Genomic DNA, 19,359 nt, shown 5'->3' with positions numbered 1-19,359 from the left:
AGGCCTTGCACTCATTTTAAAGCTTCCCATCTGAGCGTTATCACAGAAGGGAGCATCGTCATGAAACAGTCCAAAGCCGATACTCTGTCGGAATGCAAGATCGAAATCCTGCCACCTGACCGCAGATGCGCACCGGGTCCCGAAACCGTCACCTGCCCTTGCTGCCAAAAAGCGCGACCCGCCTCGACCATGGACGCTGATGGCTGCGGTATTTGCGATGAGTGTCTCGCACCATGATAAATGATGTAGTTGACGAGCCAAAATCTCGACAACCGTCTCCTTTTTGGAACTCCAGGGCGTTCGCGGCGTTTGTGATGGGAGTATTTAAGGAAAGGTATTTCATGACGCCGAACGCCCCTGACGATCCAATCTTGCGCAAAACGGAACCGAACGACAGCAAACCGGAAAAGCGGCGGGCTGGTAAATTCGTAATGGCGGCAATCATTATTGTCTGCGTGGTGGTCGTCATAATTTACGCAGCTCTCATTGGCTTCAGTGTTTCGGGGGCTTAGGTGTCTAAATCGACCGATTGCCGTGACCCATCGCTGACAGCTTCGCACCGCGAACTTCCAGATGAGCCCCTGCAATGCGGGGGCTTATCCTTATGATCGAATGGCTCAACTCGTTAGGCGTTCAAATCAATATCGTCCCACACCTAGTGGCACTCCTCTTCGCCTACATCCTCGCATTGCCGATAGGATGGGACCGCGAACGCAACGAACGGAGTGCAGGCCTTAGAACGTTTCCGCTGGTGGCAATTGCTGCCTGTGGCTTTATCCAGGCAGCCGAAACAGTGACAGCCGACAATCCCGAGGCCACAGCACGCATTGTCGAAGGCCTTATCAATGGCGTTGGCTTCATTGGTGGTGGAGCAATCCTCGTGGGCAAGGCGAGTACCCGTGGTACCGCGACAGCCGCCAGTCTTTGGGCAACCGGGGCAGTGGGCGCCGCTGTAGGCTTAGGGGCTTACGACACTGCAATCGTATTATCGATCATGACATTTGCAACCTTGCGGCTCTTGTCCGGCTTCAAGTCGGAAGCCAGTGACAAGGAGCCATCCGCCGGTGATAACGCTGGCGAAACGGTGGCTTCCTCCGTCAAAAGCAGTGCCGAACCATAGCCAGTAATTCGCCGTTATCGTGGTTATCGGTCTCGCAAATAGAGATAACCATAGGTCACGCCGACGATCGCGCCTCCGAGGATGTTTCCGAGTGTCGCGGCTGCGATGTTGCTGACGATTGAAGACATCGCAATGCCGGACAATTCATCTGAGCCGAGTTGAACAATATACCCGTATGGCAGCAAAAACATGTTTGCAACCGAGTGCTCGAACCCACCTGCCACGAAGGCAGCAACCGGCATAAGCAAACCCAGCAGCCTTTGTGAAACAGTATGTCCGGCAAGCGCCAGCCATACACCCAGACACACGAGGAAATTGGCAATTACGCCGCTAAAAAACACCGTCGTGAATGCCTTGTCACCCTTGGTAACGGCAAGTTCCACTGCAGCACCGGCCACGGCATCATCACCGCCAAGATGAAAGCCGGAGAGAAACACTATCACTGCCAGTAACAGCGAACCGGCAAAATTCGCCAGGTAAGCCACGCCGAGAACACGCATAACGGGCAAGAAGGCCAAGTTGCCGAAGGCAACTGACCCAAAGAACAGAGTATTGCCGGTGAACAGCTCTGCTCCCGCGATAACGACCGCCACCAGGCCAAGCGCAAAAACCAGTCCGGAAAGCAACTGGGCAACACCAAACGGCATGGCGTCAGCACCCGATAGAACTGTGATCGCGAAAACGCCCCCCAGACCAATGAACACGCCCGCAAGGGTGCCGAGGATTGCTACCGTCTTCAGCGGTTGAGAGGCTTTGTCCTCAAGCGTTTCAAAATTTGACGCTGTCAGTTCTGCAGGTGTCGGGAATGTACTCATACCGGCACCACGCGCACCGGGACCGATTTGGCAGCGGGTGTTTTACTCTCTTCAGCGAATTGCCACAGAGGGATTAGATTATTGCATTCAGGGTAATAGGCTGCGCAGCTGCCTGGAGGAATATCGTAATCGATAACCTGCAGAACGATATCCCGGATGATGCCGTCATCAACGGCAGTGGACACTTTCGCAAATCCGTCCTTTTGAATGCCTGCGCGAACTCGATCATCGGCGTTCATCATGATGATCGATCGGGACTTGTGAATGCCCCTCAGACGATCATCATAGCCATAGACCGTTGTATTGAACTGGTCATTCGATCGAAGGGTTATCAGCCGGAAGATGTCACTGTCGTCAATGCTTGCGAAACTCGAAGAAAGCGCCTTCGGCAGCAGAAAGTTCGCCTTGCCGGTTTCCGTCTCCCACTCGCGGGTACGCGCTGCCACAGGTCTGGGAAATCCTCCTGGAATGTCCAGTCGCTTGTTGAATTCACGAAACTGCTCTGGGAAGGTCGCTTCAATAGCATCTCGAACCAGGGCGTAATTACCAACCCATTCGTCCCACGGAACCGCCGGGTTTGGTGACAGTGCATGTTTGGCGATCTCTGCAACAATGGCGGGTTCCGACAGAAGCGTATCGCTCGCTGGCTGGTATTTGCCGCGTGATGCATGAATACATGTTGTCGAATCCTCCATCGACACGATCTGTGGTCCCGATGCCTGCTTGTCGATCTCGGAGCGCACAAGGGTGGGCAGGATATAGGTCGTCGCAGCGGTGATCAGGTGGCTGCGATTGAGCTTGGTGGCAATCTGCACGGAGAGATCGAGGTCACTCCATTTTTCTTCCATCAGGTCGCGCTCAGGAATGGCACGCACGAAGTTGCCGCCGAGACTGATGAATGCCTTGATGTGTCCTTTGACGATACCTTCACACGCCTCGACTGTGTTGAGACCGTCATTGCGTGGTGGCTCAAAGCCATACTGCTCGGCAAGCCGGTCCAGCGGCACCAATTCGGTTTTTTCCGCAATGCCGACTGTTCGCTGGCCCTGGACATTCGAGTGTCCGCGCACAGGACAGATGCCGGCGCCCGGTCGACCGATATTGCCGCGCATCAACAGCAGATTGATCAACATCTGCACATTGCTGACACCGTAACGATGCTGTGTCAGCCCCATGCCGTAGATGGCGATGACGGATTTCGCATTCGCGTAGGTACGTGCAGCGGCCTCGATCGACGCCCGGCTCAAGCCGCTGACGTGGAGAATATCCGTCCAGCTCGTGGTGCGGACCATTGTCTCGAAATCAGAAAAACCGTGCGTATGCTCTTGAATGAACGTTTGGTCGATGACCCTTTCGCGGCCATGTAGCTGTGCCTCATCATCCCATTCCAACAGGAACTTGGCCATTCCCATCATGACCGCGATATCGCCACCGGCATTGACCTGATAATATTGCGTGGCAATTTCGGTAGGTTTGTTGGTGATCATCTGGCCGGGTCGTTGTGGATTGACGAACTCTTGCCAGCCGCGTTCTTTCAGCGGATTGAAAACGATCACTGGAGAACCGCGCTCCCGCACCTCCTGCAAACTGTGAAGCAAGCGCGGCGCATTTGTTCCGACATTTTGACCGAAGGAAAGGATGCAGTCCGTATGAGCATAATCCTCCAGCAGAATGGTGCCGACAGGCGTGCCGATACTCTGGGGTAGTGCAACCGAGGTTGTCTCATGACACATGTTGGAACTGTCGGGCAGATTGTTGTTGCCATAAAGTCTGGCCAACAGCTGATACATGTAAGATGTCTCGAGAGATGCCCGCCCCGAGGCATAAAATACGACGCTCTGCGGATCGTAGCTTTTCAGCTTTTGACCAATATCGGAAAAGGCCTCCGCCCAACTCACTTCGACATATTTGTCGCTTGAGGGATCGAAGCGCAACGGGTGCGTCAAGCGCCCCTGGTTTTCCAGTTCGTAATCAGACCAGCCAAGCAATTCAGTAACCGTATGACGCGCAAAGAAATCGGGTGTTGTTCGTTTCGCCGTTAAATCCCAGAAGGTTGCTTTGGCACCGTTTTCGCAGAATTCCGCCAGATGTGGCTTGCCAGGCTTTGCCCACGCACAGCTGGTGCACATGTAGCCGCCTGTCTTGTTATGATCCTTCAACAGTCCTGGCAAAGTTTTCACGGCTCGTTGCTGCACCGCGTTTTTTGCCAGCGACTTGACGGAGCCCCATCCTCCCGTTGGCATGGTATATTTGGCATATTTGACTTTGTCTTTCACTGGTACAACCTTTCGCAACTGGCGGGGAGAGCGCCATTCTGACAACCTGCTGGGCTCAATTTGCGCAGCCGCGCTATTGGGCGTTGGCCAGCTTTTGAAATGCATCCTTCACTTCGAAGAAGCGCTTTTCGGGCACCATCACCCTGACGATGGTCGAGCCTTGTCTGAGTTTATGGTCCACGTCTTCGGGTTCTTCGAAGCCACTGCTCATCAGAAACCCAAGTGCCCCGCCTGCGGTTCCCCCGGTTGCGGCACCCGCCATACCTCCCGTGATCGCAGTCACCAGCCAGCCGGACGCGACAAGTGGGCCAGCACCAGGTATGGCGACCAGCCCAAGGCCCGTGAGAGCACCGCCAACCGTACCCAAAACACCACCAATACCAGCGCCGGCTGTCGCACCTTGCTTGGCGTCCGGATGCGGGGCCAGATCGGCAGTTGGGTCATAAGCGATGACTGAAATTTCAGCGGGATTGATGCCGATATCCTCAAGGTATTTCACCGCGCGGCGGGCACCGTTGAGATGTTGAAACAACCCTGTGACATCTGGCATACGAACCTCCTCAAGTACAATCCAAGGTTATGTAACGAGGAAAATATCGGCATTGTTCCAAGCAAATGCCTATTTTAGGTTGTTTCTCGCAATTTTGTGACAAATCTTGGAACCGTTGGGAGCCAGACGCGTTGCGATAAGTGAACGGATCTCCGAAATCGGAACAAAGGGGGCAACAGAATTTGTCGCGCGTGTTTGAGCCCTACTGCGGCGCTGCTCCTATGCCTGCTAACCTGTCGTCCTCGTGGAATTTTGATCCCGCCTTGATCATCATCTTGGCTGCGGGGCTAACCGCGTTGTATTTCGGGCAATCGCGCGCGCAACGCGGATTGACGACAGCACTTGGCATCGTTGTGTTTGCCGCCTTCATCTCTCCGCTTTGTGCCCTTTCAAGCGCCTTGTTTTCAGCCCGCGCGGTACATCATATTCTTGTTGGAGCAGTCGCCGCACCAATGATTGCGATGATGCTGCCCCGCAACCTCACTTCTCGTCTAAAAGTGCCGGTTGAGGTGGTGTTTGTGCTGCACACCGCAATTTACTGGTTGTGGCACCTTCCCTTCGCCTACGACTTTGCGCTGTCTGGCCCCTGGCAATACTGGGTGATGCAATGCGGGTTAATTCTCGCATCTGTCTGGCTGTGGACTGTCATGTTGTCACAGCGCACATCTGTTTTTGCAGCGCTCGGTCTGTCGGTCGGCACAATGGTCCAGATGGGATTTCTGGCCGCAGTCATAACCTTCGCGCCCTTTCCGATTTTTGAAGCGCACTTTTTGACGACCGAAGCATTTGGTCTCAATCCACTTCAGGACCAGCAACTTGCCGGCCTTTTGATGTGGACCGTTGGCATTTTGCCTTATGCCGTCACTGCAATCTGGATGGTAAGTGCACGGTTGATGGCCCCCGTTGAGCGACGGGGCGGCAGCTGATGGTGATGCTAGTCAAGTTTATTCATCTGGCTGCAATATCGATCTGGGCCGCCGGCATCGTCAGTTTGCCGGGTCTTTATGTTCAAAGAGCCCATATCCGCAAAGATGATGAACTGTACCGTCTGCAGAAGATCGTCCGGTTTTCCTATGTCAGGATTTTGTCTCCCGCAGCCTTCGTCGCCATCGCCACAGGCACTGGCCTGACGTTCCTGCAACATCCCTATAGTAGCTGGTTCTCTGTGAAGCTGGTCCTCGTCGGGATGCTGATTGTCATCCATGTCCTGACGGGCCTCGTCATTATCCGCCTGTTTGGAAAGGGAGAGGTATATCCCGTCTGGAGATTTATCATTGCCACCGTACTGAGCTGCCTGGTGGCCGGCGGCATCATTTTTGTGGTGTTGGCACGGCCAGATATCAACTTAACCCTTCCACCTGGCGTTTTTGAACCTGGTGGGTTGAAAAAAATCGTGTCGGAAGTCAGTCCTTGGGAGATACCATGAGGCCGATACCGTGATCAAATATCAGCTTACCGCCGTGCCAGCCCGCCAATCCTGTGAGCATTGTCGCCAGCACCGACAGACCCAAGCCATGTGGCAAGACAACAATCACATCCGTGACGCGCCCTCCCCAGTTCGCTCCCGCGACGGCGATAAGGCCCATGGCTGCGATGCCATGCGCCCAGCTTGCAACCCGCGCCCTTATGCCGGCTACCAGCAAAAGCTCTGCAGTACCGATCAAACCAGCGGCAACACCACTAAAAAAAGCACCACCGGCTGCCCACAGCCCGGCTCTTTGCCAGAAGGTGTCAGCCGTCCACCAGAACATGATATCGGCTGCAAGGGTGGCGATGACCAAAGCTATGGGAAAATGAACCGTCATGGCATGAAGTGGATGACCGGCGACGGCCACTGCAGAACTCGTCGTTTTCTCTTCAAGTTTGGAAATGACCGGGTTCGGACCTTCAGTCTCTGGCATATTTTCTCTCCTGTGTTCAGACCAACACGCGAAGCACTGATCAGGTTCCAGCATCTCTTGGTTGCAGGCTTCGCCACATCCCTGTTATCCAGCTGCCGCAGTGATCTGTCGACACTCGACCCTGCTGGACCTTCCGCAAGCATGGTCGCCGATCTCTGGTGGGTCATGTTCGGTGGGGCCACGGTTATTTTTGTTCTGCTCATGGCTCTGTTCGCGATGGTGATGTTGCGCACGGACAAGGTACGCCACATCAGCGCAAAACACTGGATCGGAATTGGCGGCATCGGCATGCCTGTTCCGATCCTTATCGCGCTTCTGATCTTTGCATTTTTTCAGGGCGAAACGCTTTTTGGGGCCAACACACCAAAACCCGACGTCACGATAACGGCGACATCGCGCATGTGGAGCTGGGAGTTTACTTACACCATCGATGGAGACCAGGTGCACAGCCGTGACGTGCTTCATATGCCGGTCGGACAAACAGTCCAGATCGACACGACCAGCATCGACGTCATCCATAGTTTCTGGGTGCCAAGGCTAGGCGGCAAGATCGATTCCATCCCCGGACAGGTCAACAGCATCGTCCTGAAGGCAGATGTCGAGGGTACGTTTGGCGGTATCTGCTCAGAATATTGCGGAATAGGCCACGACCAGATGAGCTTCCGCGTCAACACGCACAGCCCGAATGATTTCGAAGAACTGCTAAGGAATTTGCGCCAGTGATGGATCGAACAGAAACCCGACGAACATCATCTTTGGCACTGCACCGCCAGCTGGAACACATCTGGGAAACGGGAACTGGTCTGCGCCGCCTTTCAGCGGTCAATCACAACGTCATAGGCAAACGGTTCATGGTAACGGCCCTGGCTTTTTTCGCCATTGGGGGCTTTCTCGGCATGCTTATCCGCACACAGCTTGCAACCTCTGCAAGCGCCTTCATGGACGCTGGCCAATATGCACAAGTGTTCACCATGCACGGCACTATCATGATGTTTCTGTTTGCCATACCATTTTTCGAAGGTCTGGCGATCTATCTTTTGCCCAAGATGCTTGGCGCGCGAGACCTCGCATTTCCCCGCCTGTCAGCCTATGGCTACTGGTGTTACCTGTTTGGCGGTTCGATGCTTGTTATTGCCTTGCTTGGTGGTGTGGCGCCATCGGGCGGTTGGTTCATGTACACACCCCTATCGTCGTCAAAGTTTAGTCCTGGCATCAACGCCGACATATGGTTACTGGGCATCACCTTCGTTGAAATCTCGGCAATCAGCGCCGCTATCGAAATCGTCGTGACCATCCTGCGCATGCGCGCGCCTGGTATGTCGCTGGTTCGAATGCCAATCTTTGCATGGTATATGCTGGTCGTTGGCGGCATGATGCTGGTTGGTTTTCCGCCACTTATCCTCGGCTCAATCCTGCTTGAGGCAGAGCGGGCATTTGATCTGCCATTTTTCGATCCAGACAGGGGTGGTGACCCGTTGTTATGGCAGCATCTGTTCTGGCTGTTCGGGCACCCCGAGGTCTATATCATATTCCTTCCGGCAGCCGGCGCGCTATCAACGATTATACCGGTTCTGGCGCGCACGACATTAACGGGCTACCACCTGATTGTTGCATCTCTGATTGCCATGGCGTTTCTTTCGTTCGGCCTGTGGGTACATCATATGTACACAGTGGGCATTCCGCACGTTGCCCTCTCGTTTTTTTCTGCCGCCAGCGCTTTGGTTACCATACCGACGGCCATTCAGATTTTCAGCTGGCTGGCGACACTTGCCCAGGGGCGCCCTCAACTCAACGTCCCGATGCTTCACGTCTTCGGGTTCTTTTTCGTCTTTATCATCGGCGGTTTGACCGGCGTCATGCTGGCAATGGTGCCGTTCGATCAACAAGCCCATGATACCCACTTTGTCGTCGCTCACCTGCATTATGTGCTGGTTGGCGGATTCCTGTTTCCCATGCTTGCAGGCCTTTATTACTGGGTGCCCCACATGAGTGGTCGCCAACCCGTTCAGCACCTCTCGCGTGCGGCATTCTGGATGATATTTTCTGGTTTCAACCTGACATTTTTCATGATGCACCTGACTGGTCTGCTGGGGATGCCGCGCAGGATTTCTACCTATCCCGACGCGTCACCATGGGAGTGGCTGAACCTGTTGTCATCCTTTGGCAGTTTCGTCATGGCGATGGGCTTTGTTCTCGCCGCCCTGGATATCGTGCTGATCTTCCTCTACGGCAAACCCTTCAGGAGAAACCCGTGGAAGGCCGGAACACTTGAATGGGCAATGCCTACGCCGCCAGCGTCCTACAGTTTTGCATCGATCCCGCATGTTTCAAAGAGAGCGGACGATTTGCCAATCGATCAGTTGGGGGCAGAGCTAGCAGCGGGAAAGGGCTACCTCGGCTTTGCACGCAACGGCTGGATGGAATCCATCGGGGTCGACGCGGTATCCGGAGAGGCCAATCAAATCATCATCTTGCCCAGACAAACCTACCTGCCGCTACTGACAGCTATTGCGACCGGCGGATTTTTCCTATGTCTCCTGCTCAAATTATACGGTCTCGCGGTCGTGTTTCTGCTCGCCACGCTCGGCATCTTTCTGCTGTGGACGAGAAATGGCGATGCGCGCCAGGATCGCGGCCCTGTGTCTGCGTCACCTGAAAGCACGCTTCCCTTGAACTTCGAGAGCCGGGATGCGCCCAGCATACTTGCAATGCGCCTAACACTGGTCGCCAACTCCACCTTGTTTTCGTCCCTGCTGTTTGGCGGTCTTTTCCTCTGGGTTTCCGCAGCACCGGCGACAAGCGCGATCACGTCCGACAACAACATTATCTGGATCACGGCCACCGCCATGGCCGCGGGCCTATGCGGAATACTGGCCGGATATCGCAAAACATGGAATTACGCGTTTCTGGCAGTCGCTTTTGTCGGTTATCTGATCTCGTCGGCTCTGACGTTGAATGAGTTGCTTCAACAGACATTGGCAACCTCGCACGCGCTTGAGGCGGTGAAGTTCGCCGTTTTCACCTATTTGACAATTCATCTCATGCTGGGGGCAGTGTTTTCCGCCTTTTGCGGCTTCAGACTGTATAGCGGCTACATTTCGTCAGTCCGCCAAAATGACCTGCTGATTGCACGCCTCTGGCACGGTTACTGTCTGGTAGTCACTGTCGTTGCAGCCTCATACCCCTTCATTTTCACGGTCGCGCTGAAGGGGAACTGACGATGACGCGTTATCGAATCATGATGATATTGATCGGACCTCTCCTGCTTTGGGCCATGTTCTTCAGCCTGTTTTATGCAGTGCAATCCGTTGGTTGCCGCGCCGGTTGGGATCTCGTCCTGTGGGGAGACATCAGCCAGTTGCGCGTCCTCATCGTCGCCGTGCTGGGTCTGGCCTTGATCGTGTCGGCCTATGCCTATTTCGCGGTGATCAAAAGCGAAGCGGCAAGCGGCGGCATCAACCGTATAGGACGGTATTGTGCCATCGCCGGAATGGCATCGACAGTGCTTGTGTTCCCGGGGATATTCTGGCTGCAACTGTGCTGAGAGATGACGGCCGCGTGGCGCAGAAGACCGTAAATACGCTTTAGACATGAGCCCTTCAAAGCCGCTTACGATAATGCCCTCGGCGGCACCGAGGGCATACTCAACAATGCCTTTTGCGACTAGGCAGCATTGACCCGATCAGCGACAATTTTCCAATTGATCAGATTGGTCAGCACAGCTTTGATGTGTTCTGGTTTTCGATTTTCATAATCAACGTAATAGGCGTGCTCCCAGATATCGATGCCGAGATAGGCCGGGCGTCCGACTGCCACAGGATTGTTGCCGTCTTCATACCCGACAAGTGCCAGTTTGTTGCCATCGTCTCGTGTCAACCACACCCAGCCGGTGCCAAATACCTCGTCGGAGGCCGCCACGGCCTTGTCGATAAAAGCTTCATAATCGCCGAACGTCGAGGTCAGCTCTTCTGCAAGTTTACCATCGGGCCTGTTGGGGCCACCCGGTGTGAACTGCTGCCAATATACAACGTGGTTCCAGGCCTGTGCAGCGTTGTTGAAAACCTTAGTGTCCTTGTTCTTGGCGGAAGCAACAACGATGCCTTCCAGCTCCATATCCGCGTAGGGCGTGCCTTTCACCAAGGGGTTCAGCTTGTCAAAATATCCCTTGTGATGTTTTCCGTAATGCAGGGCGACGGTTTTGGCCGAGATATGCGGGGCAAGCGCATCCTCCTTGAACGGAAGGGCAGGAAGCTCAAACGGTGCCGCGGCAGAAGCCACATGTGGACTGCTCAAGATGCCCGCAGCCGCAGCTGCACTTGTGACGACCATTAGGTCGCGTCTCGTCATATGCATGGATCTGTCTCCTCGTCCGGTTCTACAAGTAGGGCTAACCATTTTGAGGATCAAAAGTTCGCCAATTCTTTTTGTCTCACCGAAAAATGCTGCTGAGCATGCCCCGACGTGTTTTGATCGGGCGTTCATATTCTGCTGGCGCCTGTTGCCAGTGCTGAACATCTTTGCCGTGCTTTTGCCCATCGAGTTCCCCCATGCGTAAGCTCGCGCTCTAATCCAGTCATTCCAGCATCGGTGATGAGTACGACCTTTGAATAGTGACAAATGGATGGTGGCATGTTGGATCGCGTAGCAAGTCAACCTTTTCGGAAAAGCTCTGGCCTGAAGTATTTCTTGATCGGCCCCTAGCACCCACGTTTTACCACTCGGGAGGATATGGCAGCCTGCGGCATTGATGCCGAGCGAAACGAGCTTGGCTGGTTTAAACCGTGAATGGCGGGAAAGACTTGCTGAGATAGTTGGATCCGCTCAGTCCAAACCGCCAGGGCACATCTTTTGCCTTTGAAATACCTATCCGCGGCCCGCATTGCAGCGGCGAGTGCGACACAGGGATCGTCAGCGAAAAAATCGGCAACTCGAGGGACAGGCCATTGAACTTGCCGGTGATGTCCAGTGCCTGGCACAGTCTGCCCGGCCCGGCACACAGTAGTGTATCATTATGCATTTTCCTGCGCGCATACATCTGGGCCAGTCCGTGCTCGGGTGCAATTGCCCGGATCAGGACGGCACTTGCAGGTAGACACACGAAATTGAGACACCAATGAAGGCCATAGGAACGATAGACATAAACATCCCCTGGCTTGCCAAACATGACGCTGTTGCCTGGCGTTTTACCTCTGAAGCTATGAGAGGCCTCGTCATCGGCCGTATAGGCTTCTGTCTCGACGATGACGCCGCCAACATTGTCGACGGTGAAGGTCGCACCAACAAGATCTCTCGCGACATCAGCAGCGTGTCTGGCAAAAAACTGTTGGTGTGACATCGACGTTACCCTCGCCCGGTTTGCCTCAAGCAAGCATGTGATCCCCTACACATTTCATGCCTCAGTCTGATCGCAACAAAACCACACTGCGATCGGCCACCACATACTCATTGGCGTCTAGCTGCTGTTCCTTGACATCTGGATCGGTCGTCGTGAGCACCGCCGTCCATTTCCCGTTCGCTTGAGGAAGAACGAAGGGCACAGAGGCATCGTGAGGATTGAACAATATCAGAACGTCTTTCCAGCCCTCTTCGTCACTGTCATCTCGGGATAAACGCAGCGCCATGGTCCTGCTTCTCGCATCTGCCCATTGTTCGCCACCACGCTCACTTCCATCGGGATTATACCACGTCACGACTGTTCCGTCGTGCCAGCTGTCGCGCCGGAGGATGGAGTGATTTTGCCGCAGCGAAATGACCTCCCTAGTGAACTCGCGCAAACCATGCGTGCTTTCAGGGAGGTTGTCCCAATGCACCCAGCTCAATTCGTTATCCTGGCAATATCCGTTGTTGTTACCCATCTGGCTGCGGCCGAACTCGTCGCCTGCCAGCAGCATGGGCGTGCCGTGAGAGAAAAGGAGCGTCAGGAGGAAATTGCGCTTCTGTCTTTCGCGTACCGCAATGATATCCTGATTATCGGTGGGGCCTTCCGCGCCGTAGTTGAAGCTGCGGTTATGGTCGTGGCCGTCCTTGTTGTCCTCTCCATTGGCTTCATTGTGCTTGCCATTATATGAAACGAGGTCGTGTAGCGTAAAACCATCATGGGCCGTCACAAAATTGACGCTGGCCCAAGGACGCCGGCCGCGCTGGTCGTAAATGTCGGCTGAACCCAAAAGTCGTGACGCGAATTCCGGGGCGGTGCCATCTTCGTTTTTCCAGTATTCGCGCACAGTGTCCCGGTATTTGTCATTCCATTCCGCCCATCCCGGTGGAAAACCACCAACCTGGTAGCCCCCTGGGCCAATATCCCACGGCTCTCCGACCAGTTTCAGACGGGAAAGCACGGGGTCCTGCCCGACCGCATCGAAAAATCCGCCGCGCTGATCAAAACCCTCCGGTTCACGTCCCAGAACGGTCCCAAGATCGAAGCGGAAACCGTCGACATGCATCTCCTCCGCCCAATAACGCAGCGAGTCCGTGATCAGCTGCAAGACGCGCGGATGCGAGGTGTTTACCGTGTTTCCGGTCCCGGTATCATTGATGTAATACCGCGCCTCATCGGGCATCGTGCGATAATAGGAAAAATTGTCGATGCCTTTGAATGAAAGCGTCGGCCCGAGCTCGTTACCCTCGGCTGTGTGGTTGTAAACGACATCGAGGATGACCTCGATCCCTGCGTCATGGAAGGCGCGTACCATATCGCGGAAGCCCGCAAGGCCGCGCGGCCCGTAATAGCGGGGTGCGGCGGCAAAAAATCCAAGCGTGTTGTAGCCCCAGAAGTTTTTAAGCCCATTGTCGAGCAGGTGGGCATCATCTGGAAACCAGTGGATGGGCAGCAACTCGACAGAGCTGATGCCAAGACTTTTGAAATAATCCACAATCTGTCGGTGACCGAGGCCCTCGAAAGTGCCTCTCACCTCCTCCGGCAACGCAGAGAAAAGCTGCGTGAACCCTTTGACATGGGTCTCATAAAATATGGTCTTGGACCATGATATTCCGGGCTTGATATCACCCGCCCAATCATAGTCCCTGGGATCGATGATCCGCGCCTTCGGCATAACGGGCGCGCTGTCCGTTTCATCGAATGACAGATCCTTGTCTTCACTGTCGAGACCATAGCCAAAATGCGGTTGGCCCCACTCGATGTCGCCAACAATTTCGCGTGCATAGGGGTCAACGAGCAGTTTGTTGGCGTTGAAGCGGTGACCTTTTGCGGGATCATAGGGGCCATGGACGCGGTATCCATAAAGGGTGCCCGCCTTTAGAGCGGGGACAAAACCGTGCCAGACCTCGTTGGTGTATTCTGGAAGCTCAATGCGTTCGATTTCACTTTTTCCATCCTCACTGAAAAGGCAAAGCTCGACCCGTTCCGCATGGGCGCTGAAAATTGCGAAATTCACGCCGTCATCATTGAGCGTTGCACCTAAGGATGTGTAGTCTCCCGCCGTTATACGGGCATTGTTTTTCGGCATCGATCGACCTCGCGTAGATCCAACAAGAAAGAGATGAAGACACGCGAAGCTGATCAGCCTGCGATGAACCGAAAGGAGCGGTTCACGGTTGGCATAACCACATCAGGCGAAAATGGTTCCCGCGATGCAAACGCGACAGCGGTTCTCACTCCAGGTCGGTCTGAATCCAGCGCGGCGAATGGTGAATGTCGATCGTCTGCAATCGACCAGGCCCGAGATTGATAAAACGATGCGGTACGCCTGCGGGTCCCAGAACTGCCTGTCCGGCTTCGGCCTCGATGACCTGATCTCCGACAAAAAAGCGGGCTCGACCGGCGACAATGACGAAGGTTTCATCATAGGGGTGAACGTGAAGGCGCGGACCTTCCCCCGGCGTGTCGTTACCATAGGCCAAAACGGTAACCGCTGAGCCCAGCATTTCTCCAGGTAGCGAGCCACGCCATGGGCCATCTGTTTCGAGACTGAAAAGCGTCGCTTTCGCAGCTGGCCGACCATCTTGTCTGACTGTACCGGGATCAAAATCCTTGCGTGCCATCGCAACCGTCCTCCGCACTGGATGCCATCCTAAGCGGAATTTCGCCAACAGCGAAGTGAATTGATCATCGCGACCAAACGCTCAACTATGTCGAAGGTCAAACGTGAGTGGAGGGGTGCGTTGGCACGACACCATTCCCCAAAGAACGACTGTATCCGACGGAACAGAATGCCTCGCATCCGGTTTGTTGTTTACAACAGGAGGAATGCCCCATGAGTATCAGCTATAACAACGATGCGCCTCGATCGGGAGATGCAGCTACCACGAGCAATTTGACCGCCCTATTCGATAGTCGCGCCGATGCCGACAGTGCCGTAAAGCGACTGAAGGCGGCTGGAATTGACGAAGTGCGGCTACTGCCCGGATATGAAGCCAGCGAAGGCGCTGCAACGACGCTCGATCAAAGTGGCTTTTGGGCTAAGCTAGAGGACTGGTTTTTTCCGGACGATGACCGGGCGACTTATGCTGAAGGATTGAAACGAGGCGGTTTCCTTGTTTCGGTCGATGTCGATCGCAAAAGATACGACACCGCCCATGACATCCTTGATGATGACGGCACGATCGACATCGATGACCGGGCCGATCTATGGCGGCGTGAGGGCTGGGATACTGACAAGGCAATCTCAGAATTCAGACATGTGCAAACGGACCCTGTTTCCGCTGTCGCTGACGCGGACCGACGTCAACAAGCCGCCGGCGCGACGGATGATATTTTTGCCGGAAATCCATCAGGCAATGCTGGCGTCGGGCGGCTCACGCGCACAGCAGAGCCCCGCTCGGGGCGGGTCCGGTCTTACGATGTAGATATGTCGGATATCCCGGAGGATCTTAGAGACGATATCCTACCGACTGGCCATCAGCTTTCGGTAGATGAAGCGAACGACACGGCCAAGAGGGAGATGCGTCAGTCTCAGGACATTGACGGACTGCGGCAGGATCAAATCCTCAACCGTGATCGATGACATAATATCGGGCGTCCATCCCGTCAGTGGGCGCCCGACATTGTCCGCTGGTAAACAACCCGACCGAATTTTTGACTGGTGAGGTGAGGATGATTGAGAAAGTCGAGGCCACACGAGGCACAGAGCGATCAACGGCAACACGGGTCGGCGAGAGCATGTCGATCACGTCAGAGCCGGACAATACGTGGTTCGCCAAACGCCAGTCGACAATCAACGAAAATCTGCACAAGCGGTCCGTGCTTGCAGACACTGATGATGATCGCTCACCCGGTGGGGAAAACGACGCTAGTCAGAATTCAGCCGACGGCGAAAACTCCAACGACGATAAACTGTTTTCAGGCGAAAGCCCCCGAATTGGAACCGGAAATTGGGATGACGATGTCCCGGATGGTGAGCACGTTGGATATCTGTAATCTCCGCTTTGCATACGAACCGGGCACAGCAACCTCGTGACGAATTTACGCATCATAGACGGATAATATTGCTATCATTGATGTCTCCCGCCAAGGTGGAGAAATAGGGGCGGCAGATATGATTACGACGAAAGCCATCGCAAAAACGCCCATAAAGAGTGCCCCTTCTTGCCGACCTCGTGGTCGACCTGTCAAAGGTAGTGAGATGGCGGTGGTTCAGGACATCGTTACCGCAGCCCTGACATTATTTTTCAAGAATGGATATGAGCGCACAAGCATAGACCAGGTGGCGGCGCTTGCGAAGAGTTCAAAGAGAACTGTGTACTCCAAATTCGCGACCAAGGCTGAACTGTTTGATGCCGTGGTCCGACGTTTCATCGGAGAAAAACAGGCTATTGCAGATCCGTATGTTCTATCTGGAACGACGCTGCGAGACCGGCTGATGAACATGGCTGAAAAATCGGTTGAAGGCTTTTTGCAGAACGATGTAAGGGCACTGTACTTTCTCGTGCATCGGGAAGCCAACATGTTTCCCGAGTTGGTCCGGATCGTCGAGGAGGCAGGGCGTAAACCCGCTCAGAGGCGGATCATGAATTTACTCGCCGAAGGTGGAATTGAGGGAGATCATAGCTTCCTTGCTGAGCAGTTTTCATCTCTCCTCTATTGGCCACTGACGCGTCGCGTCATTGCTGGCGACACAGATGTCACCGAAGAGGTGCTCGCAAGTGCACGAGCATCTGTAGACTTTTTCTTGCGAGGGTGCGGCTACACCTATCCTTAAAAACCCCGGCCTTTGCAGGCCGAGGTGATAATCTTCACTATTGGTAATCAACGTCATCAATAATAGGGCGACTGGCACGTTGCACGGACGCCAACCCGCGGTACGTATGTGTTGTCGTACGCGCGATATGTGCGGTAGCGCGCAGAGCACCACTGATAATGACGTGGATTTACACCAGAAGCTGATGGCCGCGAGTTACTGATTGCACCACCGATCACCGCACCTGCTCCGAACGCGGCCAGCGGATACCACCAGCCATCGGAATGACGACGATACCCGTGGCGATACTCGCGGTGGCCGCGGTGACCACCATACCAGCCTCTACGATCGTGACGATCATGGCGCCGGAAATCTCGGTGGTCTCGCCGAAAATGACGATGGTCGCGCCGGTACTGAACAGTCTCAACGTCTTTTTGGTCTGAGATTGTCGGCTTCATTACAGTCATTGGTACTGCGGATGCGGGAATGACAGATGTCATCACGGTGACAGCGGACAATGCTGCGATCAAAGTCTTCTTGAAAAGCATCTCGTTCTCCTGATTTCCATGTCCCTAACTATCGATGGATAAATATTGTTCCCGACAATATAAACTCATCAGTACCTTTTTACGTCACGTTACGGTGAGCACCGTATTTTTGCCGATCGCAACGGGGGTTCTTTTTTCAAGAATTCGAGATAGATATCAGGCAGTTTCAGTCAGAGGTTTTTTCGTGTTCCGTATCGTGGTCCTGTCCTGCGTTCTCTTCCTCAGTGCATGCGCGCGTCCTGGGCCAGCCACCCTCGCCCTCGTGGCACCACTCCAAGATGCGAAGACCGTATCGATCCTCGTGGCTTCAAATCGCGTTCCCGCCAAAGATGACTTCCAGTCTTTTACCTCCGGCAGGTCGGATCGGCTGCACTATCTGGAAGTAACGGTGTCGATCCCGCCGGGTCACAAGCCGCCGAATATCGAATGGCCTACCACCAAGCCTGATCCCCGCACATCTTTCGCAGTCGTCGCACACCGGAATCTTACGAAGACCGAGTTCATCTCGCGTGCGAAACAACGCGCCAAGGAAACTCCAACCGGAATATTTGTGCACGGCTATAACTACAGCTATCAGGAGGCTCTGTTCCGGCTTGCGCAGATGGCCGCAGATTCTTCCGCCGCAGATGTACCGATTTTGTTTGACTGGCCGTCGCAGGGATCAGCGACCGGGTACCTCGCCGACAGAGATTCTGCTGCATTTGCGCGAGATGATCTCGCATCCGTACTGACCGATCTTGGCCGAGCAGATGTTCGCAGCATCGTGCTGGCCCACAGCATGGGAGCCTGGCTTGCCGTTGAGGCGGTCAGGCAATTAAGCCTGACAGGACGTAAGGGTGGCCTCAGTAAGATCGATCAAATTGTACTGGCGGCGCCAGACATCGATGTCGATCTTTTGAGCAAACAACTTGCCATGACCGGCCGCCTGAAAAATCCGATCGTCATTCTGGCGGCCAAGGACGATCTCGCACTTAATTTGTCACGCAGGCTCGCAGGCTCGGAATTCAACGCCGGTGCTCTTGATGTAAATGACCCACGAACTCGCGCTCTTGCCGTACGGGAAAACCTTCAGATCATTGATATTTCAAGCCTTCCATCTGCCAATGGGAGTAACCACGACCGTTTCGCAGCACTGGCGGCAGCTTACCCGCAATTGCGGAATGAAAGAATTGCCAATCCCGTGGCAGGTACCGGCTCGCTTGTCCTGAATGGAGTGGGTGCGGTTGTCTCTGCTCCGTTCCGGTTGGGCGGCGCGCTACTCAGCCAATGACATCGATCGATTATCGCGGGAGCAATCTTCGCTTTGCTTGGATCTCTCAGCAAGTATGGACAATTACAAACCTGCGAGGGCGCATTTCGATCTTGTGACGGAACTGCAAACATCTTCTGAGGGTTATGTCTGCTTCCGAAGCAAGCCAGCCGCTGACAATGTGAAAATTCCGGCCGACTTTATCTCAAACGGGGCCATATGAACGTTGAACACGTAATTTTCCAATCAAGCGCCTGGGTCCCGAACAATCCAGACCTCCCGGTTTTACTTTATCGAGCCGCGTTGCAGGAGTTAGACTGGTCGGACTTCGAAACGGCCTTCGCCGCCAATGGCTGGACGGGAATATGGCGAGACGGCGTATTTGATTTCCAGCATTATCATTCTGGCGCTCATGAAGTGCTTGGAGTGGCCAGCGGTGACGCCAAGCTGTTGATTGGTGGCGTTGGTGGTCACGTCTTCCATGTCGTGAAAGGTGATTGTCTCATTCTGCCAGCAGGTACCGGTCATCGGAATTTGGGAGCATCACCCGACTTCGAGATTGTTGGGGCTTATCCGAAGGACCAGTACGCGGATATTCAAACGGCCGCCCCTACGCAGGCAATGCAAACGACAATTTCAACACTGCCAATTCCCGATACAGACCCTGTGTTCGGTTCGAACGGTGGGGTGCTGGAATACTGGCGCTAGAACGACAGGATCTGGTCGGCAAGAACGCGCCCGTCATTAGCTTCACCCCAACCAAC

The 19,359-nt window shown here is 54.5% G+C and carries 22 protein-coding genes; 13 read left to right on the top strand and 9 right to left on the bottom strand.

Annotated elements, in window-relative coordinates; translation table 11 throughout:
- Positions 1–60: 60 nt before the first annotated feature.
- The 3 genes from ACZ5FM_RS25055 to ACZ5FM_RS25045 all read left to right on the top strand — a co-directional run bounded on the left by ACZ5FM_RS25055 (position 61) and on the right by ACZ5FM_RS25045 (position 1,120).
- The gene (locus ACZ5FM_RS25055; RefSeq protein ID WP_275643594.1) at positions 61–237 is read left to right on the top strand and encodes a hypothetical protein; all 177 of its coding nucleotides are present in this window, start codon (positions 61–63) and stop codon (positions 235–237) included.
- Between the two features lie 104 nt (positions 238–341).
- Positions 342–512 (top strand): hypothetical protein, encoded by a 171-nt coding sequence (locus tag ACZ5FM_RS25050; protein WP_275643593.1) that lies wholly within the window; start codon positions 342–344, stop codon positions 510–512.
- A 92-nt stretch (positions 513–604) separates the two neighbouring features.
- On the top strand, positions 605–1,120 hold the full coding sequence (locus tag ACZ5FM_RS25045) for an MgtC/SapB family protein (RefSeq protein WP_275643592.1): 516 nt from the start codon (positions 605–607) through the stop codon (positions 1,118–1,120).
- Between the two features lie 23 nt (positions 1,121–1,143).
- On the opposite strand, the gene ACZ5FM_RS25040 is transcribed toward ACZ5FM_RS25045, so the two are convergent.
- The 3 genes from ACZ5FM_RS25040 to ACZ5FM_RS25030 all read right to left on the bottom strand — a co-directional run bounded on the left by ACZ5FM_RS25040 (position 1,144) and on the right by ACZ5FM_RS25030 (position 4,761).
- A complete protein-coding gene (locus ACZ5FM_RS25040) occupies positions 1,144–1,935 on the bottom strand; it encodes a formate/nitrite transporter family protein (RefSeq protein ID WP_464041141.1) in 792 nt (263 codons plus the stop codon).
- Positions 1,932–4,211, bottom strand: a complete 2,280-nt coding sequence (locus ACZ5FM_RS25035; RefSeq protein ID WP_464041140.1) for an FdhF/YdeP family oxidoreductase — start codon at positions 4,209–4,211, stop codon at positions 1,932–1,934. The genes ACZ5FM_RS25040 and ACZ5FM_RS25035 overlap by 4 nt, the downstream gene beginning before the upstream one ends.
- Positions 4,212–4,284: 73 nt before the next feature.
- Complete coding sequence (locus tag ACZ5FM_RS25030; protein WP_312950913.1) at positions 4,285–4,761, bottom strand: hypothetical protein; 477 nt, start codon at positions 4,759–4,761, stop codon at positions 4,285–4,287.
- A 221-nt stretch (positions 4,762–4,982) separates the two neighbouring features.
- On the opposite strand from ACZ5FM_RS25030, the gene ACZ5FM_RS25025 reads away from it, so the two are divergent.
- Both ACZ5FM_RS25025 and ACZ5FM_RS25020 read left to right on the top strand, forming a co-directional pair.
- Entirely contained in the window at positions 4,983–5,687 is a 705-nt protein-coding gene (locus tag ACZ5FM_RS25025; protein WP_464041139.1) for a cytochrome c oxidase assembly protein, read from the top strand.
- Complete coding sequence (locus ACZ5FM_RS25020) at positions 5,687–6,187, top strand: CopD family protein (RefSeq protein WP_464041138.1); 501 nt, start codon at positions 5,687–5,689, stop codon at positions 6,185–6,187. Before ACZ5FM_RS25025 ends, ACZ5FM_RS25020 begins: the two co-directional genes overlap by 1 nt.
- On the opposite strand, the gene ACZ5FM_RS25015 is transcribed toward ACZ5FM_RS25020, so the two are convergent.
- The gene (locus tag ACZ5FM_RS25015) at positions 6,165–6,662 is read right to left on the bottom strand and encodes a DUF2231 domain-containing protein (RefSeq protein ID WP_464041137.1); all 498 of its coding nucleotides are present in this window, start codon (positions 6,660–6,662) and stop codon (positions 6,165–6,167) included. The two genes, ACZ5FM_RS25020 and ACZ5FM_RS25015, sit on opposite strands and share 23 nt — an antisense overlap.
- A gap of 12 nt (positions 6,663–6,674) precedes the next feature.
- On the opposite strand from ACZ5FM_RS25015, the gene coxB reads away from it, so the two are divergent.
- From coxB to ACZ5FM_RS25000, 3 genes are read left to right on the top strand one after another with little or no spacing between them, the layout of a single operon-like run.
- Positions 6,675–7,385, top strand: coding sequence for a cytochrome c oxidase subunit II (gene coxB / locus ACZ5FM_RS25010; protein ID WP_464041136.1), 711 nt, complete (start codon positions 6,675–6,677; stop codon positions 7,383–7,385).
- A complete protein-coding gene (ctaD, locus tag ACZ5FM_RS25005) occupies positions 7,385–9,880 on the top strand; it encodes a cytochrome c oxidase subunit I (protein ID WP_464041553.1) in 2,496 nt (831 codons plus the stop codon). The genes coxB and ctaD overlap by 1 nt, the downstream gene beginning before the upstream one ends.
- A 2-nt stretch (positions 9,881–9,882) precedes the next feature.
- Entirely contained in the window at positions 9,883–10,206 is a 324-nt protein-coding gene (locus tag ACZ5FM_RS25000; RefSeq protein WP_275643585.1) for a hypothetical protein, read from the top strand.
- 119 nt (positions 10,207–10,325) lie between these two features.
- On the opposite strand, the gene ACZ5FM_RS24995 is transcribed toward ACZ5FM_RS25000, so the two are convergent.
- From ACZ5FM_RS24995 to ACZ5FM_RS24980, 4 genes are all read right to left on the bottom strand, one after another.
- Entirely contained in the window at positions 10,326–11,015 is a 690-nt protein-coding gene (locus ACZ5FM_RS24995; protein ID WP_464041135.1) for a superoxide dismutase, read from the bottom strand.
- Between the two features lie 421 nt (positions 11,016–11,436).
- Entirely contained in the window at positions 11,437–11,997 is a 561-nt protein-coding gene (locus ACZ5FM_RS24990; RefSeq protein WP_312950927.1) for a DNA-3-methyladenine glycosylase, read from the bottom strand.
- Between the two features lie 61 nt (positions 11,998–12,058).
- Complete coding sequence (gene glgX / locus ACZ5FM_RS24985; RefSeq protein WP_464041134.1) at positions 12,059–14,128, bottom strand: glycogen debranching protein GlgX; 2,070 nt, start codon at positions 14,126–14,128, stop codon at positions 12,059–12,061.
- A gap of 145 nt (positions 14,129–14,273) precedes the next feature.
- Entirely contained in the window at positions 14,274–14,663 is a 390-nt protein-coding gene (locus ACZ5FM_RS24980) for a cupin domain-containing protein (protein WP_464041133.1), read from the bottom strand.
- A gap of 212 nt (positions 14,664–14,875) precedes the next feature.
- Here ACZ5FM_RS24980 and ACZ5FM_RS24975 point away from each other — a divergent pair, with 212 nt between their 5' ends.
- The 3 genes from ACZ5FM_RS24975 to ACZ5FM_RS24965 all read left to right on the top strand — a co-directional run bounded on the left by ACZ5FM_RS24975 (position 14,876) and on the right by ACZ5FM_RS24965 (position 16,819).
- Complete coding sequence (locus tag ACZ5FM_RS24975) at positions 14,876–15,625, top strand: hypothetical protein (protein ID WP_464041132.1); 750 nt, start codon at positions 14,876–14,878, stop codon at positions 15,623–15,625.
- An 89-nt stretch (positions 15,626–15,714) separates the two neighbouring features.
- The gene (locus ACZ5FM_RS24970; protein ID WP_464041131.1) at positions 15,715–16,038 is read left to right on the top strand and encodes a hypothetical protein; all 324 of its coding nucleotides are present in this window, start codon (positions 15,715–15,717) and stop codon (positions 16,036–16,038) included.
- Positions 16,039–16,156: 118 nt separating this feature from the next.
- A complete protein-coding gene (locus ACZ5FM_RS24965) occupies positions 16,157–16,819 on the top strand; it encodes a TetR/AcrR family transcriptional regulator (protein ID WP_464041130.1) in 663 nt (220 codons plus the stop codon).
- Between the two features lie 56 nt (positions 16,820–16,875).
- Here the strand turns inward: ACZ5FM_RS24965 and ACZ5FM_RS24960 are convergent, their stop codons facing one another.
- Entirely contained in the window at positions 16,876–17,346 is a 471-nt protein-coding gene (locus tag ACZ5FM_RS24960) for a BA14K family protein (protein WP_464041129.1), read from the bottom strand.
- A gap of 184 nt (positions 17,347–17,530) precedes the next feature.
- Between ACZ5FM_RS24960 and ACZ5FM_RS24955 the strand changes: the two genes are divergently transcribed.
- Both ACZ5FM_RS24955 and ACZ5FM_RS24950 read left to right on the top strand, forming a co-directional pair.
- Complete coding sequence (locus ACZ5FM_RS24955; RefSeq protein WP_464041128.1) at positions 17,531–18,616, top strand: alpha/beta hydrolase; 1,086 nt, start codon at positions 17,531–17,533, stop codon at positions 18,614–18,616.
- A 198-nt stretch (positions 18,617–18,814) separates the two neighbouring features.
- Positions 18,815–19,303, top strand: coding sequence for a cupin (locus ACZ5FM_RS24950; RefSeq protein ID WP_464041127.1), 489 nt, complete (start codon positions 18,815–18,817; stop codon positions 19,301–19,303).
- Positions 19,304–19,359 lie beyond the last annotated feature (56 nt).

The sequence above is a fragment of the Agrobacterium sp. 5Ca50 genome, from assembly GCF_055381905.1.
The sequence above is the reverse complement of the archived record's forward strand: the minus strand, read 5'-3'. Positions and strand labels throughout refer to the sequence as shown.

Coding starts and splice junctions, on each gene's coding strand:
- ACZ5FM_RS25040 (WP_464041141.1), bottom strand. CDS start 1,935: ATGAGTACATTCCCGACACCTGCAGAACTGACAGCGTCAAATTTTGAA.
- ACZ5FM_RS25055 (WP_275643594.1), top strand. CDS start 61: ATGAAACAGTCCAAAGCCGATACTCTGTCGGAATGCAAGATCGAAATC.
- ACZ5FM_RS25050 (WP_275643593.1), top strand. CDS start 342: ATGACGCCGAACGCCCCTGACGATCCAATCTTGCGCAAAACGGAACCG.
- ACZ5FM_RS25000 (WP_275643585.1), top strand. CDS start 9,883: ATGACGCGTTATCGAATCATGATGATATTGATCGGACCTCTCCTGCTT.
- ACZ5FM_RS24990 (WP_312950927.1), bottom strand. CDS start 11,997: ATGTCACACCAACAGTTTTTTGCCAGACACGCTGCTGATGTCGCGAGA.
- ACZ5FM_RS24965 (WP_464041130.1), top strand. CDS start 16,157: ATGATTACGACGAAAGCCATCGCAAAAACGCCCATAAAGAGTGCCCCT.
- ACZ5FM_RS25020 (WP_464041138.1), top strand. CDS start 5,687: ATGGTGATGCTAGTCAAGTTTATTCATCTGGCTGCAATATCGATCTGG.
- ACZ5FM_RS24950 (WP_464041127.1), top strand. CDS start 18,815: ATGAACGTTGAACACGTAATTTTCCAATCAAGCGCCTGGGTCCCGAAC.
- ACZ5FM_RS25015 (WP_464041137.1), bottom strand. CDS start 6,662: ATGCCAGAGACTGAAGGTCCGAACCCGGTCATTTCCAAACTTGAAGAG.
- ACZ5FM_RS24980 (WP_464041133.1), bottom strand. CDS start 14,663: ATGGCACGCAAGGATTTTGATCCCGGTACAGTCAGACAAGATGGTCGG.
- ACZ5FM_RS24975 (WP_464041132.1), top strand. CDS start 14,876: ATGAGTATCAGCTATAACAACGATGCGCCTCGATCGGGAGATGCAGCT.
- ACZ5FM_RS25025 (WP_464041139.1), top strand. CDS start 4,983: ATGCCTGCTAACCTGTCGTCCTCGTGGAATTTTGATCCCGCCTTGATC.
- ACZ5FM_RS25045 (WP_275643592.1), top strand. CDS start 605: ATGATCGAATGGCTCAACTCGTTAGGCGTTCAAATCAATATCGTCCCA.
- ACZ5FM_RS24970 (WP_464041131.1), top strand. CDS start 15,715: ATGATTGAGAAAGTCGAGGCCACACGAGGCACAGAGCGATCAACGGCA.
- ACZ5FM_RS24960 (WP_464041129.1), bottom strand. CDS start 17,346: ATGCTTTTCAAGAAGACTTTGATCGCAGCATTGTCCGCTGTCACCGTG.
- glgX (WP_464041134.1), bottom strand. CDS start 14,128: ATGCCGAAAAACAATGCCCGTATAACGGCGGGAGACTACACATCCTTA.
- ACZ5FM_RS24995 (WP_464041135.1), bottom strand. CDS start 11,015: ATGCATATGACGAGACGCGACCTAATGGTCGTCACAAGTGCAGCTGCG.
- ACZ5FM_RS25030 (WP_312950913.1), bottom strand. CDS start 4,761: ATGCCAGATGTCACAGGGTTGTTTCAACATCTCAACGGTGCCCGCCGC.
- ctaD (WP_464041553.1), top strand. CDS start 7,385: ATGGATCGAACAGAAACCCGACGAACATCATCTTTGGCACTGCACCGC.